This window comes from Pandoraea pnomenusa (genome assembly GCF_000767615.3).
Lineage (GTDB): Bacteria > Pseudomonadota > Gammaproteobacteria > Burkholderiales > Burkholderiaceae > Pandoraea > Pandoraea pnomenusa.
Genome location: NZ_CP009553.3, coordinates 4,357,033 through 4,375,515, shown reverse-complemented (window position 1 = coordinate 4,375,515; position 18,483 = coordinate 4,357,033). Strand labels below are relative to the sequence as shown.

General features: G+C 61.0%; 4 protein-coding genes, 2 pseudogenes and 1 other annotated feature. Of the genes and pseudogenes, 5 read left to right on the top strand and 1 reads right to left on the bottom strand.

From position 1 onward, the window contains the following. Positions 1 to 115 precede the first annotated feature (115 nt). Complete coding sequence (locus LV28_RS43470) at positions 116 to 11,860, top strand: two-partner secretion domain-containing protein (protein WP_058371696.1); 11,745 nt, start codon at positions 116 to 118, stop codon at positions 11,858 to 11,860. A gap of 370 nt (positions 11,861 to 12,230) precedes the next feature. Here LV28_RS43470 and LV28_RS43465 read toward each other — a convergent pair. Beyond that, positions 12,231 to 13,333, bottom strand: a protein-coding gene (locus LV28_RS43465) for an IS3 family transposase (protein ID WP_371328132.1) whose coding sequence is annotated in 2 segments (ribosomal slippage) — positions 12,231 to 13,072 and positions 13,072 to 13,333 — 1,104 coding nt in all. Because the reading frame shifts where the segments join, the coding sequence is not laid out codon by codon here. A 774-nt stretch (positions 13,334 to 14,107) separates the two neighbouring features. Between LV28_RS43465 and LV28_RS43445 the strand changes: the two genes are divergently transcribed. The 4 genes and pseudogenes from LV28_RS43445 (at position 14,108) to LV28_RS48880 (ending at position 18,351) form a co-directional block, all read left to right on the top strand. After that, positions 14,108 to 15,345 (top strand): IS3 family transposase gene (locus LV28_RS43445; RefSeq protein WP_115344476.1). Its coding sequence is split into 2 segments (ribosomal slippage): positions 14,108 to 14,399 and positions 14,399 to 15,345, totalling 1,239 coding nucleotides; the frame shifts between segments, so codons are not numbered across the junction. Beyond that, positions 14,389 to 14,505, top strand: a sequence feature (AL1L pseudoknot). Its footprint overlaps the gene before it by 117 nt. 518 nt (positions 15,346 to 15,863) lie before the next feature. After that, positions 15,864 to 16,667: pseudogene (locus LV28_RS48515) on the top strand (IS3 family transposase); the annotation flags it as partial. A gap of 81 nt (positions 16,668 to 16,748) precedes the next feature. Continuing rightward, positions 16,749 to 17,852, top strand: a pseudogene (locus LV28_RS48510) (IS3 family transposase). 79 nt (positions 17,853 to 17,931) lie between these two features. Then, positions 17,932 to 18,351 (top strand): hypothetical protein, encoded by a 420-nt coding sequence (locus LV28_RS48880; protein WP_147291600.1) that lies wholly within the window; start codon positions 17,932 to 17,934, stop codon positions 18,349 to 18,351. The last annotated feature ends 132 nt before the right edge of the window (positions 18,352 to 18,483 follow it).

Here is an 18,483-nt window from a genome sequence, read left to right as displayed (position 1 = left end):
ATCGCGGTTTGCCGCACGCAGTCGTCGGCGGTTAGCAGTGAGCAGGTCATCGAGCCGCCGCATGTTGCGTGGCGGTCTCGCGCTACACACGTCCAAAGAACGAACAGGTCACGTCATGAACGCATCTTCGCGAGGAATCACCGAAGTTGGGGAAAACGCACGTCAGTCGATCAATGTCGACGACGAGGCTATGGATTCCCACTTCCCGGAGAAGCCCGCGATTCGAGTGTGGCAGCGCGCCATTGCGGCGTGCGTTGCGCTGACGCTGCTCATCAGTCCGATCTCGGTGACGTTCGAACTGAGCCAGTCAGCCGCTCGCGAATTGGCCGCCAACGCGACCGGTAAAGCGGGCTTCGACGAAACCGCCCTGACGGTGCTGCGCTCGCTCGCGTCGTTGCGTCTTCGTGTCGGCATGCAGACGGTGTCGGCGGCGCCGATTACGGATCCGACGGCGCCGGTCGTCTTCGCACCGAAGATGACGATGAGCGGTAACGGCGTACCCGTCGTCAACATCACGGCCCCCAACGCGGCGGGCATCTCGCTCAACCAGTACCAGAGCTTCAACGTCGATGCTGCCGGACTGATTCTCAACAACAGCCTTCTCAACGGCACGTCGCTCAACGGTGGGACGATTGCCGCGAACCCGAATCTATCGGGCCGCTCCGCTAGCACCATCGTCAACCAGGTGACCTCGTCGGGCGGCGCTTATGCCTCCGCGCTCAATGGACCGCTCGAAGTGTTCGGCGCGCCCGCCACGGTGATCATTGCGAACCCGAACGGCATTTCCGTGCGCGGCGCGGGCTTCACCAACACCATCGGCGTGACACTGACGACGGGGACACCGCAATTCCTCTCCGGGCCGGGCGGCACGCCTACCGATTTCGCTAACGCCAACGCGCTCGGCTACAACGTCACCGGCGGCCATATCCAGCTGGAAGGGAATGCGGGAATGACCGGCCCCGGCAGCGGCATCGAAGGCACCGTCGGCGCTATCGATCTCATCGGTCAGACGGTCGGCATCAACGCGCCGTTGTATGCGGGCACGCGCATCAACGTCATCACCGGAAATCAGCAGGTGCTGACAGGGGCAGTCGACGGCACGGGTACGCGCTACATCACGTCGGCAAACGGCACGGCCAATACCGCGCAAGCCATTCAGAGCGCTCCGGGCAACGCGCAGGCGTTCGCTATCGACGCGACGCGCTTCGGCGCGATGACCGCCGGGCAGATTCAGGTCATCGGCACGACGGCTGGCCTTGGTGTGCGCATGGCGGGCGATCTCGCGTCGACGGCCGGCGACCTAACGCTCTCGTCGGGCGGCGACCTCACCGTTGCCAACCACGCGGCGCAGCAGCAGGTGCAGATGACGAGTGCGGGTAATGTCGCGCTCAGCGGCACGGGACTCGGCGAGAACGGTTATCGACTGACGGCGAGCGGCGATGTGACGTCGGCCGGCTCGCTGCAATCGGGCAAAGCAATGGACGTGCAGGCGGGCGGCAATCTCACGCTCGCGAACCTTCAGTCGAACGGCGACACCGCGTTGAGTGCAACGAAGGCGCTGGCGCTGAAGGAAGCGCAAATCGGCGGCAATCTGTCGCTGGCGACGCAAGACAGTGCGCTGGGCGACATCCGTCTGACGGGGCCGGTGACCGTGGGTGGCACCCTCGTCGCAAACGCCGCGCGCAGTCTTGTCGTCACCGACAGCACGGGCGCGAACGGTAACGTGTCCGTCGTCACCGGCGGCGATTTCCAGATCGCGCAAGGCGCACGTCTGACGGGCCATGGCGCGGTATCGACGCAATCGGGTGGTGACACGCGCATCGATGGGACGCTGGCGTCCGGCGCGCAACTCGACATGACGTCGAATCGCCGTCTCGACGTACAGGGCGATGTGGCGTCGAGCGGCACCGCGCACCTGAGCGCGGGCGAAACGCTGAACGTCGACGGCACGTTGCTCGGGCAAGCCGACGCGACGCTGCGCGCAGGCAGCGACATCACGGGCAAAGGCAAGCTCGCTTTCGGCATGGATGCCACATTGCGTGCCGGGCGCGACATCTCGCTGACCGGGGCGTTGCTCGCAGGTGGATTGGACGTCGAAGCCGCGAACGGCCTGTCGCTGGCCGATGTGCAGAGCACGGGTGTCGCCGCATTGCGTGCGTTGGGCAATGCAGGCGGTGGCGACATCGCCCTGCAAGGCAAGGTCTCGTTTTACGGCGCGGCGGCGCTCACGGCAGCGCGCGACATTCTCGTGAACGGCACCACGGCGGGTGCGGATGCTGTGACGCTGAACGCTTCGCGCGACGTCAACGTCGCAGGCTCGCTTCAAACGGCGGGCACCGGGAATCCGCTGACGATCGCTGCGGGCAATGCCGTCACCGTCCCGGGCACGATTCAGGCGAGCGCGGACCTCAAAACGAATGCCGGTGCGACGCTCGACGTAGCCGGTGCCGCGACCGCGGCGGGCGACGTCGCCCTGCAATCCGGCGGTGACATGCGCGTGACGGGCAACGTGTCCGGTCAACTCACTGGCAAGCTCGACGCAGGTGGCAATCTCGACATCGGCGGTGGCGCGCATTTCCTCGGCGACACCTGGCTGACGTCCGGTGCGAACGCCACGCTGAGCGGCAAGTTGCAGACGGCGAACCTCGTCGTCACGAGCCGCAACGCGGTCACGCTGGGCGATGTCCAGACCGGCGGCACGCTCGACGTGCTGGCGCGCGGTCTCGACGGCAGCGGCGACATCCGCGTGGCCGGACCGTTGGCGTCCTTCGGCGTGGCGACGTTGAATGCCGCACGCGATGTCGCCATTGCGAGCACGGGCAAGATTGAAGCGAACGACAGGCTCGTCATCACGGCACAACGCGATGCGCAACTCGACGGTAGCGTGGCGGCAGTCGGCGACGTGGCGATTACCGCGACGTCGGGCAATCTGAACACGACGGCGAATCTGAGCACGAATAGTCAGCTCGCATTGACCGCCGGGCAATCCGTGGCGCTCGGCGCACCGCAGACGAGCGCCATCGGCAACGCCACGGTCACCGCGGGACAGGACATCGTGCTGAACGGCGCGCTGGTCGGCCTCGCCGGTGTCTTGCAAGCCGGACGTGATCTCGTCGGCGCAGGGGCGTCGGCATTCACCAACACCGCGACGCTCGGCGCGAACCGCAATGTCAACCTGTCCGGCGTTTTACAGGGTAACGGTGTGAGCGTGACGGCGGGCAACAGCGCGACGGTCTCCAGCGTCACGTCCAATGGCCTGTTCTCGGTATCGGCCAACGGCAATGCGGATGGTGGTGATGTCGTCGTCAACGGCGAGTCGAGCGTGGTCGGTGCTGTTAATTTGAAGGGCGCGCGCGACGTCGCTGTCGCAGGCACCTTGCAAACGGGCGCAGATGCCTCGCTCACCGGCGCACGCGACGTCAATATCACGGGCACGGTCCGCTCGGCGAAGGACGCGACGCTGACGGCGACGCAAGGTAGTGTCAACGTCGACACGCAGGGCAAGCTCGGCGTGGGCGGACAACTGACCGGGTCGGCAGGGACGGATGTCGTCATGGGCGGGCAGACGGCCGTTGCGGGCAACACGACGCTGACCTCGGGGCGCGACACGCTCGTGCAGGGCGCGCTGAACGGTCAAGGCACCGGACGCATCGATGCAGGTCGCGACGTAAGCGGCGCGGGTTCGGCATCGTTCACCGGTGCGCTCGACGTGAGCGCCGCGCGCGACGTCGACCAGAGCGGTCTGTTGCAGGGCGGTGGTCTGGCGGTTGTTGCGGGCAACAGCGTCACCGTCAAAAATGCACAGTCGACCGGCGCATTGACGTTGACTGCAAAAGGCCTCGCAGGCGGCGGCGACATCGTCGTCAATGGCGAATCCGGCGCACCGGGCACCGTATCGTTGCAGGCCGCGCGCGACATCAACGTGGCAGGCACGCTCGGCGGCGGCGCGGGCACCACGCTCGACGCGCAACGCGACATCGTCGTGGGCGGCGCGATCCAGTCGGTAGGCGACGCCAACCTGACGGCGCACGGCGGCAGCATTCGCGCGACCGGCGGTGTGAGTGGCGGGGCGAATCTCTTGTTCAACGCAGCGCAAGACGTCACGCTGGGTCAGTCGACCAGTGCATTGCGCGACGTCACGATCAACGCCGGACGCGATCTGCAACTCGGTGCCGTGTTGCTCGGCGTGAACGCGAACCTGACGGCAGGCCGTACGTTGCTCGACACCGTCGACGGCAGCAGCAAGGCTGTCTTCACGGGCAGCGCCACGCTCGCGTCGGCGGGCGACACGCGACTCGCGGGCGGTGTGCAGGCGAATGCCATCGACGCGACGGCTGGTGGCAACGCGACTTTCGGCGTCCTCAACTCGGCCACCGGCATCAAGGTCACGACGACCGGCACGGCGGGGGCGCTGGGTGGTCCGGGCGACATCGTCTTCAACGGCGCGGTGTCGTCGCCGAATGCGTTCTCGGCGACGGCTGCGCGCGACATCCTCCTTGCAGGCAGCCTGGCGTGCGGTGCGGCATGCGAACTGACCGCACAACGCGATCTGTCGGTGGCGGGTACGGCGCTCACAATGGGCGATCTCTCGTTGATCACGCGGATGGGCGACCTCGCCATCAGTGGTGAGGTGACGACAGCGGGTGCGCTGCTGGCGACGAGCGCGGGCAACGCAACGCTTGGCGGCAAGCTGAGCGTGCAAGGCGACTTGCGCGCTACTGCTGCCAACGATCTTACGCTGACTGGGCAAACCAATGTGCAGGGCATCGGTGCGTTGCGCGCCGGTGGCGACGTCCTCGGAGACGGCACGGCATTGTTTGGCGGCGACGTCACGCTAGATGCCGGACGCAACACGACGCTCACGGGCGCATTATCCGGCCAGAACGTCGACGTCCACGCCGCGAACAACGCGGGCCTGCATAACGTGCAGGCGACCAAGGCACTGACGGTAACGGCGGACGGCGGCGATGTGGCCATCACTGGCGACGCGGTCGCACTCGGCACGGTGACACTGACTGGCGCGCACGACGTCGCCGTGACCGGAAAGACGGTCGGTGGCGACAACGTCACGGCGACTGCCTCGACGGGCGACATTCGTCTGCAAGGCGATACGGCTTCCGAGCGCAATCTCACGCTGACGGCGGCGAACGGTGCGATCACGACGGGTAATGCGGGTGCGCAGGGTGACGTCACCGTCAACGCGGGCAAGTCGCTGACGATGCAAGGCGATACGACGGCCAACGGTCTGGTGCGTCTGACGTCAGGCGGCGATATGACGCTGGGCAATGTGCGCAGCGTCGTCGCAGACGCTGTTGCCGGGTTGCTGACGGCAGGTGGCAAGCTCAGCGCTGCGTCGCTCACGTTCGGCAATGGTGGCCTGACCACGCTGTCAGGAGGTGCGACGCAAGTCACGGGAGCCATCGTCGCAGGCGATGCCCTGACGATGACGACGACGGGCGACCTGACCGCGGGCGCTATCCAGGCGGGCAAGTCAGCCATGCTCACGGCGGGCGGTGTGGGTGACGTTCGCGTTGCGGGCGACGTCGGCACGGGTACGAGCTTGACCGTCAATGCGGGACGCGATGTGACCCTCGGCGGCGCAGTGACAGCGGGTGAGGGCCTGAGCGTCACGGCCGCGCGCAACCTGACGGTGACCGGCGCGCTGTCGGCGAATCAGGACATCGCACTGACCGCGACGCAAGGCAGTGTCACGCTGACCGGCCCCGTTACTGCGATCCAGAACTTCACGGCAAAGGCGGGCGGCGCGCTGTCGATGGGCGCCGCGCAAGTCAACGGCGACACGTTGCTGACGTCCGGTACCACGATGGCACTGGGCGGTCATCTCATCGGCAAGGGCACGGCGACGCTGCAATCCGGCGGCGACATCACGGGAAGCAACGGTGCGCTGACGTTCGGTAAGGACGTCGCGATCACGTCCGGCGGCAAGCTGGCGCTCGGCGGCGTGGATACGGCAGGCGATGTGAAGGTGACGTCGGCAGGCGACGCGTTGCTTGGCGCATTGACCTCGATGGGTAAGGCGTCGCTCACCAGCACGTCGGGCAGTCTGACGGTGGACAAGGTGCTCGTCGGCGGCACACTCGACATGACCGCTGCGACCAACCTGACGGCGCTGCAAGGCTTGTCGAGCATGGGCGCGATGACGTTGACCGCGCAGAACGGCAACCTCAGCGTCGCGAACGTCTCCGGCAACGACACGGTTTCGCTGCGTGCGGGACAGACGCTCACGCTGGGCGGCACCAACACCGTCGTCGGCGACATGGCGCTCGATGGCGGCAACGTCGTCATCAATGGTGCAACGACGGCATCCAAATCCTTCACTGTCACGGCAACCGGTGCGCTCGATGCAAGCGGCGGGCAACTCTTCGTCACTCAGGACGCGAAGCTGAGCGGCGCACGCATCGACACGGGCGCGATGATCATCGGTGGCGCGCTGGATGTGACCGCGACGCAGTGGATCAGGACGCACGGCCTCGCGCTCGTCAATGGCGCGACGACCTTCAATGCAGGCGCAGGCACGTTCACCAACTCGGCGGGGGCATCGGTGCTGAGCGCCGGGCCGTTGTCGGTGACGGCGGGCGGCATCGTCAACGAGGCGAACGGGCAACTGGCGTCGACGAAGGCACTGACGCTGACGTCCACCGGCAACATCGTCAATAACGGGTTGATGAACGGCAGCACGACGTCCGTCACAGCGGGCGGCGCGCTCACCAACACGGGGACGGTGCTCGGCGCGAACGGCGTCACGCTCAACGTCGGCGGGTTGAACAACAACGGCGGCATGATCCTCGCGGGCGACGTGACGGGCGCGACACCGGCGAGCGCCGATCTTGCGCTGACGGTGACGGGCGGCGGTACGGTCACGAACGCGGGCGGAGAGCTTGCTGCCACGCGCGAGTTGTCGGCACTGATGCGCTCGGCGGTATTCGATGCCACCGGGGGGGCTTTGCAAGCGGGCAGCACGCTGTCGATCACGGCGAACGCGATCACCAATTCCGGTACGTTGCAGATCGGCGCGCTCAATGCCGTGCTCACCGGCGTGAACTCGTTCAACAACAGCGGAACGTTGCAGAGCGACGGTTCGCTGACGCTGGCGAGCCAGGGTTGGTTCACCAATGCCGGCAATGTGGTCGGGGGCGGCGACGTGACGGTGAACGCGGCGCTGCTCAATGGCGCGGGCGCTTCGGTTCACGCGGGTCGCGATCTGTCGATGACGGGCGATGTCGTCAACAACGGGTTGCTGGAAGCGGAACGGAACCTGTCGGCGACGGGCGGCAACTTCACCAATGTGGGCGCGAAGACACAGGCGGCCGGCAATGTCACGTTCACGTTGCCGGGGCAACTGAACAATATTGGCGGCACGATCATCGCCGGCAATAACCTGGCGGTGAACGCCGGGGCCGTGATAAACGATCAGGCGGCCGGGGCTGGTGCCGTGACCACGACGACGACCGTCATCGATCCGGGTCTGATCTGGAGCGCCGTGATCGGCACGCGGGGCACGACGATTCGCGATTGGTCTGCACCGACCGGCGGCGAGGGCGACATGAACCCTCGATGGATGACCGTGTCGTCCACGGCGACGCTCGGTGACTTGCTCTCGCCGACGGGCGTCACGCTGGAAGGCAAGACGGAAGGGATCAACCCGTGGACGGGAGATCGGTGCGACGGCGCCTTCGGCGTGAGTTGTGATGCAGGAACAGCCGCACCGGTGACCGGATCGGGAACGTTCTACATGAACAAGCTTCGCGGCAGCCGGATGGTTGGGGACAATCCCGTCGATTACGACTACTGGATGATGAGCGCCACCCCGATATCCGGGGCGCAGGCATCGGTCGCGATCGCGTTGCCGACGGTCAGCCAGACCTCGACGGTGATGCAGATGGGGGCGTCGGGCGTGATGATCGCCGGAGGCGACATCTCGCTGACGACGGCGAATCTGTCAAACAAGGGCGGTCAGATCGCGGCGGGACGCAACCTGACGCTGAATGTTGGCGCGTTGTCCAACGGCGCGGTGTCGCCCACGACCACCAGTTCGGTGGTGAACGCGGTCGATCAAGGGCAGTACTCTGCCTTCCTCGCGCAGCTTGCATCGCTGGGTACCATCGAGGTTCCTGCATATCAAGGCGAGAATTTGTCTGACGCACAGCTCGCGCACCAGACGGTTTCGTTCAACATTGCAACGGGATCGGCCGCGCCGACGTCAACGTCGACGATTTCCTGGTCGACGTCGCTCGGGCTGATCACCGCAGCGAACACGCTGAACCTCTACGGCGGAAATCTGGTGAACGAGGGCATGATCTATGCCCAGAACAACGTCAATATCTTCGCTGCGAGCGTTACGAATCAGGGCGGAAATACGCAGCAGTTCACGTCTCAGGCAGGGTGTGCGCCGGGCACGAGCAACGTTGCCTGCTACCGAGGCAACGATGTCCGGGGGCAGAATCCCGACACCACGAGCTTCACCTACGCGCAGAACAACGCCGCAATCATCGCAGGCAACAACCTTACGATTGCCGCGGGCACGATCACCAATAAGTACGGCGATCTGATCGCAGGACACGATCTCGTGATCGGCGGGGTTGGCTCGTCAGCGACGGGCACGACGGCGGCCGATTCGCTGACCAACACATCGGGCAACATCCTCGCGGGCAATAACCTGACGCTTAACGTGGCAGGCGGCATCACGAACACGCTGCCGCCGCCGGTTCAGGTGCACGAGAACTACGGCAAGCTCGAAAAGTACTCGGGCTGTATGACGGCGGGTGGCTACAAGGAAAGCTACTGCGAGGCATACGTCGATCAGCAGTCCGGCAACTCGTCGATCATCGGCGCGGGGAACAATCTGACGATCAACGCCGGGTCGCTGACGAACGTCGGCAGCCTGATCACGGCGGGGCTTAACGCGACGATCAACGTCAGCGGTCCGGTGGTCAACAGCGCACAGACGCTTAATGCCTACTGGCACTCGCACTGGGTGCAAGAGACGGGCATGTTCGAGTCGGACAAGCGTCACGATGTGTGGAGCTGCGGCAGTGCTGCGGAGTGTACGTCGCTGTATGGGGATGCTTATACGAGCGTAGGCGGTGTCATTAACCCGCCGACGCCGGTGGGCAACATCGCGGCGACGATTCAGGCTCCGAACCTGACGGTGACGTCAGGCGGTCAGATCGTCAACGTCGGTAACGTGGTGGGACAGTCGGTGTCGCTCACGGGCACGAGTCTCGTGAATGGCATCACGACAGCGAACACGTACACGCCGCAAGTCGGCAACGCACCGCAAGTGATCAGCCTGGCGCCGGCGAACGGTGGTCTGAATCTGACGATCCCCGCGAGCCTGGGCGGCGCGGTTTCGTCGATCCTGACGGGAGCCACCGGCCAGCAGAACGGCCCGAGCTATGTCGTCGGTGGACTGGGCGCAACGCTCGATCCGGTTTCGCCGCAAGTGCTGATCTCGAACTTACCCGCGTCGCTGCAACCGGGCACGACGACGTTCTACTTCTCACCGCAACAAGAAGCAATCCAACTCCAGCAAGCCGCCCTGATGCAAACGGGCAAGGCGAGCTTTATCAATGGGTTGTCGACGGACAGCACGTCGCAACTTACCGTCAACGACCAGCAGAAGCTGGTGCTATACGGCAACGCGGTGGAGTACGCGAAAGCGAACAACATCCAATTGGGTCAGGCCCTGACGCCTGAGCAAGTTGCAGGTTTGTCGCAACCGATGCTGTGGTATGTCGAGCAGACGGTGCCGGAGCCGGGATGTGCTGCAACGGGCAACGCAAAGTGCCCGACGGTGACGGCGCTGATGCCGCAGGTGTACTTGCCGGAGAACTTCACGGCGCTGTCGGCGGGCGGGCAGATTCTGGCAAGTAACGACCTGTCGCTGAACTTCGGCAGCACGGCGACGGGTGGCAGCGTTCTGAACACAGGCTCGATCACCTCCGGCGGGACGCTGACGGTGAACACGGGCACGCTGACGAACCGCGCGAACGTGGTGGACGTCGGCGAGCTCTGGAGCTACATCAAGGACGCGGGTTACCTGAAGACGACCGGCACGATGGTGCAGCCGGGCGGCTTCATGAGCGCAGCGGCGGGTGGGCTGACGCTGAACGTCGACCAGTTCAACCAGATCGGCGGCGCACTCCAACTCTTGGACCCGAACGGCCAAGTCGACCAAGCCGCGACGCAAGCATTCATTGCGGGTGTATCGGCACAGTTGGGTGCGAACTTCCTGCAACAGACACTGAAGAACGACCTGCACACGGACTTCGTGAAGCAGGGCGGTGACTTTGGCATCCAGCAGGTTGGGATGATTGTCTCAGCAGTTGCGCTCTCGATGGTGGCGGGGCCGATGTTCTCGGCACTGATCGGGAACATGGCCGGAGCCACGGCAGGCACTGCGACGCTCATGGCAGCGGCCGGGACGACCGCTGAAGGCGTTGCGATAGGAGCGGGTCTGGGCAACATTGCGTTGAGCGCAGCGATGACGGCGATGACGAGCTCGGCGTTCTCGCAGTTGGTGATGACGGGATCGATCGATTTCGGTTCGGTGATGACAAGCGGGATGTCCAGTGCGATTACGGCGGGCTTGCTCAACGGCATCACCTACTCGAACGAGTACGGCCTGGGATTTGTCGATGTGGGTGGCGCGGGCAACAGCCTAAGCAGCTTGGCTGGGGTCAATCCTAGCTATGTGGCGGGAACGGCAAGCAATGCGGTTGCGACTACCGCCGACAAGCTGCTCTCGCAGGGCGTGGCCATATTGGCGCAGTCAGCCATTCAGGCGGGGGTGCAGTCAACGATTCAAGGGGGGAGCTTCCTTGATGCATTGAAGGCGAGTGGTATTAATAATCTCGGCGCGGCATTGGCGTTCCAGATTGGCGAGTTGAATGATGCCGGCAAGTTTGGCAACGGATTGTCGGGAGGCCTGGCCTATGTGGCAACTCATGCTGCCTTAGGATGCGCCGGTACGGCGGCGTCGGGAAGCGATTGTGTCGGGGGGGCTATTGGGGCGAGTGTTAGTGCGGCGCTGATATCGGATTTGATCCGCGCCTTAGGAAACGGTGATCAGCCGTTGGACGTCGCCCAGCGATCCGCATTGACTACACTCGCGGGGCTAGCAGGCGCATTTGGAGCGGGACTCGCCGGTGCCGATCCAAATGCAGGTGTATTCTGGGCGCAGAATGAGGCGGTAAATAATGCGGAAGAGCATCCGGGGAGTGCCGGGCTAGCCTCGAAATTGTCCGGTGTTCTTGTTTCGCTTCTGAACGGCCGATCGGATTTACGCGAATGGTTGGTACGCCAGTTCTTGCTCGCGCAACGTCAGCAGTCCGGTGAGACGCCTCCAGCAGATGCGAATCCGCTGGTGCAGGAAAACGATCGCATTCCCCCAGCGGCAGGGGGGAGGGTGGTGACTCCACCGCCGGCCGTGTGCGTCCTCTCACCAGGGGGCGGAGGATGCGTTATTGCACCTCCGACTGTCGCTGGAGGTGCGCCACCAAGCGGTTGGACGTTCTCAAGCGGTAACGACGAAGACAGTGGTAACGCCAGGAACAACAACCTGCCGTCAAACTCTTCACAGTTGTCTCACATCTTTCGTGAGGAAACAGGTCATTTGTCTAACACGCCTGAGAATCGGCGAACGCTAGTAAATCTGGTTAATAATCCAGCGAACCTCCTCGGTACTGATAGATTTGGAAACCAGTGGTTCGCCCAAATTTTGTCGGATGGAACTCAACTCTGGGGTAGTGTTCGAAATGGAGTTGTTCAGAACGGTGGCCTGAATGCAACCCCAAAGATCTTTAATCCCGTGACTGGACTATCGAAGGCAATAAAGTGAATATTCAAACGGATGTTGTCACTATCAAAGTAGCGTATCTGGCGATGTATGAATTCCTGGTCGAGCTATACGAAAGAACCCAATCTGACGAACTCGGGTCATTGTTAGGTGATCTGAGTCTGCTCGCAGACGGGACAACCGCTGACCCCGCCGCTTGGAACGATTGGCTAAGGTGTATTGAGAAAGCAAGAGGCGGCGGGGTGGATGCAAGCCTTGTGTTGGATCCTCCCCATTAACTCAACGATTCAAGGAGGGAGCTTTGATCTTGATCCGCTTGGGTTTTCTGTGCCAAATCCAGAGCGAGTTTTTCGGCGTTGATCCGCTTGGGTTTTCTGTGCCAAATCCAGAGCGAGTTTTTCGGCGTATCGGGTCAAGTCGGCCCGGGTAAACCCACCAATTGGCGGGCGAAATCGGCCGGCGCCAGCTCTTTGAGAGCTGAGTGAGGCCGACTCTCGTTGTAGTCCGCGCGCCATGCCTCGATAGTCGCCTTCGCTTCGTCCAGCGTCTCGAACCAATGCAAGTTCAAACACTCGTCACGGAATGATCCGTTAAACGTCTCAATGTGGCAATTGTCCGTGGGCTTTCCTGGGCGGCTGAAATCGATTTTCGACTTGTGGTGATATGCCCACATGTCGAGCAGTCGCCCGGAAAACTCACTGCCGTTGTCTACGAAAATATGCCGAGGAGCGCCGCGTCTGGCCGCGATTCGATTGAGCGCCGACACCACATGCTCTCCCCTCAACCGTTGACCAACTTCGATGGCCAGGGCTTCTTTCGTGAATACATCGACAACTGTCAGCATGCGAAACTTCGAGCCATCTGCGAGTTGATCGGCGACGAAATCCATACTCCAGGCATCATTCGGTTTGCTCGGCACGATTTTCTGCACGCGCGTGACGACCATCTTGCGGCGCTTGGGCAGTTTCGATCGCAATTGCAATTGCTCTTCGCAATACAGCCGGTATGCTTGATCCCTGCCCAACTGCCAGCCTTCACGCCGTAGCAGTACATGCACGCGCCGATAGCCATAGCGCACCCGCGTATAGGCAATTTCGCGCATGCGGGCACGAAGCTCGGGCCGAGGATCTTTCACGCTTTGGTAGTACTGCGTGCTGCGAGGTTGCTTCACCAAACGACAGGCCCGCCTCATCGTCAATCCATAGTGGCTTATCACGTAATCCACCACGTCTTTCCTCAGCGCGGGCCGGGCCACTTTTTTGAAGCAACATCCTGCAGAATGGCCTTGTCCAGGCTTAGCTCGGCCACTAGCTTCTTGAGCCGTGCGTTCTCGTCTTGCAACTGTTTGAGCTCACGTACCTGGTCTGACTGCATACCGGCATATTGCTTCTTCCAGCGATAAAACGTCTGCTCCGAAATACCGACGTGACGGATGAGATCGGCCACCGGCATTCCCAACTCGGCCTGCTTCAGTACCGCCACAATCTGCTCGACTGAAAAGCGCTTGCGTTTCATAGCAAACTCCTCCTTTTTCCAAGGGTAAAGTTTGCCGAAAAACTAACGGCCCAGGTGGCCCAGAATTCTCATTGCAGATCAATGCCTGCTGCTCGGACTATTCCGGGCCAAGGAACGATCTACGTGGTGAAGACGCCGCAGGGCAATTTTACTCTGCGAGATTTCGCTGGCTCATCCGCACAAACTGGGGCGGCGTGGACTATTGATGTTCCGGGCGGTGCTGTCGGAAAGACCTACAATCCGGAAATCAAGTTCCTGAGGTAAAACGAAAATGGATCATGAGAGCGAAATCGTTCGAGATGCCTTTGGGCTCTGGATTTCAGGGCTCTTCAGCGCCGTGTGCGGTTGGAATCCCGGTGGGTCCTTTCTGGAGAAGAAGGAATTCTTCTTCATGCTTCTCGAAAAATTGCTTCGCGAGGGCAGGGTGATGTTCATTGCTCCAGGAGCCGATTGCTATGTCTCACCGGCTAACCCTAAGCCGAAGCTTACGGTGGAGGACCCGGAAGCGCGATGGAGTGCCCCAGTGTCCGAGATCATGAGCTACGTACGGGGTCGGTGGCCCGAGGAGGCTAATGATCAAAACGATATTGAATTGACGTACTACTTTTATGAACTGCCCGGATTGATATGGGTTAGGGAGGATGGACGGCTTGTCGTGTCTTAAGAATTCGTTGCCACAAACGGCGCAGCAGGGTTCGACACGTCGAGCCCTCGAAAGCAAGCTTGAACCGCACCGGATTTTGTGGAGGCTCCAACTCTTGAGAGAATGGAGCCATGAACAAGAAGCCAAGCAAGTTTTCCCCGGAAGTCCGAGAGCGCGCAGTGCGCCTAGTACGCGAGCAGCGTAGCGAGCATCCTTCGATGTGGGCGGCAGTCGAATCGATTGCGCCGATGATCGGCTGCACGCCGCAAACACTGAACGATTGGGTCAAGCGCGACGAGATCGATAACGGCGAACGTGCCGGCCTGACCACGAGCGAACGCGAGCGCCTGAAAACACTGGAGCGCGAGAACAAGGAATTGCGCAAGACCAACGAGATTCTCAAACTGGCCAGCGCGTTTTTCGCCCAGGCGGAACTCGACCGCCGTATCAAGTCCTGAAAGCCTTCATCGATCAGCATCGCGACATCTTCGGGGTCGAGTCGATCTGCAAGGTCTTGCGGATTGCCCCGTCGGGTTACTGGCGCCATGCTGCCCAGCTTCGCGATCCATCGAAGCGCTGCGCCCGAGTCAAGCGTGATGACGTGCTGTGCCCGGAAATCCAGCGTGTCTGGCACGCCAACATGCGGGTCTACGGCGCAGACAAGGTCTGGAGGCAGATGAACCGGGAGCAAATTCGTGTGGCCCGCTGCACGGTCGAGAGATTGATGCAGCGGCTGGGATTGCAAGGCGCGGTTCGCGGCAAACGGGTTCGCACGACGATTCCAGATGTCTCGGCACCTCGCGCGCTGGACCGGGTCAATCGCCAATTTACGGCCGACCGGCCGAATCAGCTTTGGGTTTGCGATTTCACCTACGTTTCGACGTGGCAGGGCTGGCTGTACGTGGCGTTCGTCATCGACGTGTTTGCGCGGCGCATCGTTGGCTGGCGGGTGAGTCGGACGATGCGCACCGACTTCGTACTCGATGCGCTTGAACAGGCGCTGTATGCCCGCCAACCGGGCGGCGACGGGACGCTGATCCATCACTCCGACAGGGGATCGCAATATGTTTCCATTCGGTACACCGAGCGACTTGCCGAAGCGGGCATTGAGCCATCGGTCGGCAGCCGGGGCGACAGCTACGACAATGCGCTGGCCGAGACGATCAACGGCCTGTACAAGACGGAACTGATTCATCGGCGCGCCCCTTGGAAAACGAGGGAATCCGTCGAACTGGCAACGCTGGAATGGGTCGCCTGGTACAACCATCATCGGCTGATGGAACCGCTCGGCTATATCCCGCCTGCTGAAGCTGAGGCAAACTACTACAGGCAACTCAGAAATGCCGCTGACGTGTCCGCATTAACTTAAACCAACCAGCCTCCACGATTCCCGGTGCGGTTCAAAAATGGTGTTCTTACCATAAATGGACAGTCGGGATTGAATCTGTTTAATTCCGCTTTGAAGAACGTTGGTCATGCATTTTAGGAGGGTTATTTTGCACCACATTATTGCGACGATCCACATCGCGGATGACGTTGACGAACCGAAGGAGAAGGGGGTGAGATCCGGGTACTCCCCTCACCATAAATTCGCATCGGTTGATTTCTTGGTGAGTGGAGTGCATACGTATGAGAATGATCATCTTCACTATCCTGGAGAAACGCTAGAGACGCGGATTAGCTTTCCAAGTTGGGAGTATTTCAAGGATGCGGTGAAGCCCGGCGATTCGTTCGAGGTACTCGAGCTCGACCGACTGGTCGGCTACGGGAAGGTCGAGCGGGTACTGTGAACTGGGAATCGGCAAAGCTAAAGCATCGTCGACTGTAGAGGTCTAATCTCCCCGGACACCAATTAAGACGAGAATACTCGCCACGAAGAGGTGTCTGATGAGCAAGCAACGTCGTACGTTTTCCCCTGAGTTCAAGCGCAGTGCTGCGTCTCTGGTTCTCGACCAGAGCTATAGCCACGTCGATGCCAGCCGGTCGGTCGGGTTGCGGAGTCGGTTCTGCGCCGTTGGGTTCAACAACTGCACCAGGAACGCCAAGGCATCCTCAGAATCCAGTAATGACGCCAGAGCAGCAGCGGATCCGGGAGCTGGACGCGCGGGAACGCCTCGAGAGGGAGAGGAGCAATTTAAGAAACGCTACTGCGCTACTGATGTCGGAACGGATAGAACCTACGAAATAATCGACCAGGTCGGCCACGGCGTGCCGGTAGCTATGTTGTGTGAGTTGTTCGATATAGCTCGGTCGTGCTTTTACGCATACAGACATCGTCGAGAGCGAGTTGACGCGACACGAATCGCACTGCGCAGTCGCGTGCAGGAGCTGTTTGCCGAAAGCCGAAGTTCGGCAGGCAGCCGCAGCATCATGGGCATGCTGCGCGAGCAAGGCGCGACGATTGGGCGCTTTAAGGTCAGCCCTCAGATGGACGAGCTCGGCTTGATATGCAAGCAACCTGGCAACCACGCATACAAGCGCGCTACGGTGGAGCGCATCGACATTCCGATCATCCTGAATCGCGAGTTCGATGTGGCGGCGCCGAATCAAGTCTGGTGCGGCGACATCACGTACTTATGGGCGCAGGGGCGCCGGCATTGTTTAGCCGTGGTGTTGGACCTTTTCACTCGCCGCGTTGTCGGCTGGTCATTCTCGACGAGCCCTGATGCCGGCTCGGTGGCGAAGGCATTGTGATCTGCAATGAGAAATCTGGACCACCTGGGACGTTAGTTTTTCGGCAAACTTTACCCTTGGAAAAAGGAGGAGTTTGCTATGAAACGCAAGCGCCTTTCAGTCGAGCAGATTGTGGTGGTACTGAAGCAGGCCGAGTTGGGTATGCCGGTGGCCGATCTTACCCGTCACGTCGGTATTTCGGAGCAGACGTTTTATCGCAGGAAGAAGCAATATGCCGGTATGCAGTCGGATCAGGTGCGTGAGCTCAAACAGTTGCAAGACGAGAACGCACGGCTCAAGAAGCTAGTGGCCGAGCTAAGCCTGGACAAGGCCATTCTGCAGGACGTTGCCTCAAAAAAGCGGCCCGACCCGCGCTGAGGAAAGACGTGGTGGATTACGTGATAAGCCACTACGGATTGACGATGAGGCGGGCCTGTCGTTTGGTGAAGCAACCTCGCAGCACGCAGTACTACCAAAGCGTGAAAGATCCTCGGCCCGAGCTTCGTGCCCGCATGCGCGAAATTGCCTATACGCGGGTGCGCTATGGCTATCGGCGCGTGCATGTACTGCTAACGGCGTGAAGGCTGGCAGTTGGGCAGGGATCAAGCATACCGGCTGTATTGCGAAGAGCAATTGCAATTACGATCGAAGCTGCCCAAGCGTCGCAAGATGGTCGTCACGCGCGTGCAGAAAATCGTGCAGAGCAAACCGAATGATGCCTGAAGTATGGATTTCGTCGCCGATCAACTCGCGGATGGCTCGAAGTTTCGCGCGCTGACAGTTGTCGATGTATTCACGAAAGAAGCCCTGGCCATCGAAGTTGGTCAACGGTTGAGGGCAGAGCATGTGGTGTCGGCGCTCAATCGTATCGCGGCCAGACGCGGCGCTCCTCGGCATATTTTCGTAGACAACGGCAGTGAGTTTTCCGGGCGATTGCTCGACATGAGGGCATATCACCACAAGTCGAAAATCGATTTCAGTCGCCCGGGAAAGCCCACGGACAATTGCCACATTGAGACGTTTAACGGATCATTCCGTGATGAGTGTTTGAACTTGCATTGGTTCGAGACGCTGGACGAAGCGAAAGCGACTATCGAGGCATGGCGCGGGAACTACAACGAAAGTGGGCCTCACTCAGCTCTCCAAGAGCTGGTGCCGGCCGAATTCGCTCGAAAATTGGTGTTTTTACCCGGGTCGACTTGACCCGATACGCCGAAAAACTCGCTCTGGATTTGGCACAGAAAACCCAAGGGGATCAACATTAATGGTGGCGGAGGACGGAATGGTCCACGAGTTCGCGTCAGAAGATGCTTCGAAATTTCATGATTCAGAAATATCGTCGATTGAAATCGTGAGGTCAGATAATGAGATGCGAATCAGCTTATTGATGCCATCTGGAATTCACGCACGCTTGGAAATTAAAAAAATTAGATTTGCGAGGATTGTTGATTTTGTTATGCAAAATGTGGTTTCCGAGATTCGTGTTTCGACATTTGTAAATTTTTCAGGAGACGAATTGAAAGAACTTGTGAACTGGTCGAACTCATTCTCCGATGTAGAGATTGAGTTGACGCCCGATTCCATGAGGAAATGCTTGAAGGATATTAGTAACGGTAGCCTGCAAGTCCTAGCAATAAAGCCGTCACGAGGGGCAGGGGCTGTAATCGTTGCAGAGAGGATTTTCGTCCGTTGGTGCGAGTGAGGTGAGGGGGCTTGACCTGCACCCCGCGTTTAGTACGGTGACAGTGTAGGGTCCGTTCCAGAGTGACGTACAGGGGACGAGCTATTGAGCCCGGTTATATTCGGGATGGTACGCGTCAAGCCGAAGTTATCA

Bases quoted from the DNA above. Each gene is read 5' to 3' on its own strand.
- LV28_RS43470 (WP_058371696.1), top strand. From the start codon at position 116: ATGAACGCATCTTCGCGAGGAATCACCGAAGTTGGGGAAAACGCACGT.
- LV28_RS48880 (WP_147291600.1), top strand. From the start codon at position 17,932: ATGGTCCACGAGTTCGCGTCAGAAGATGCTTCGAAATTTCATGATTCA.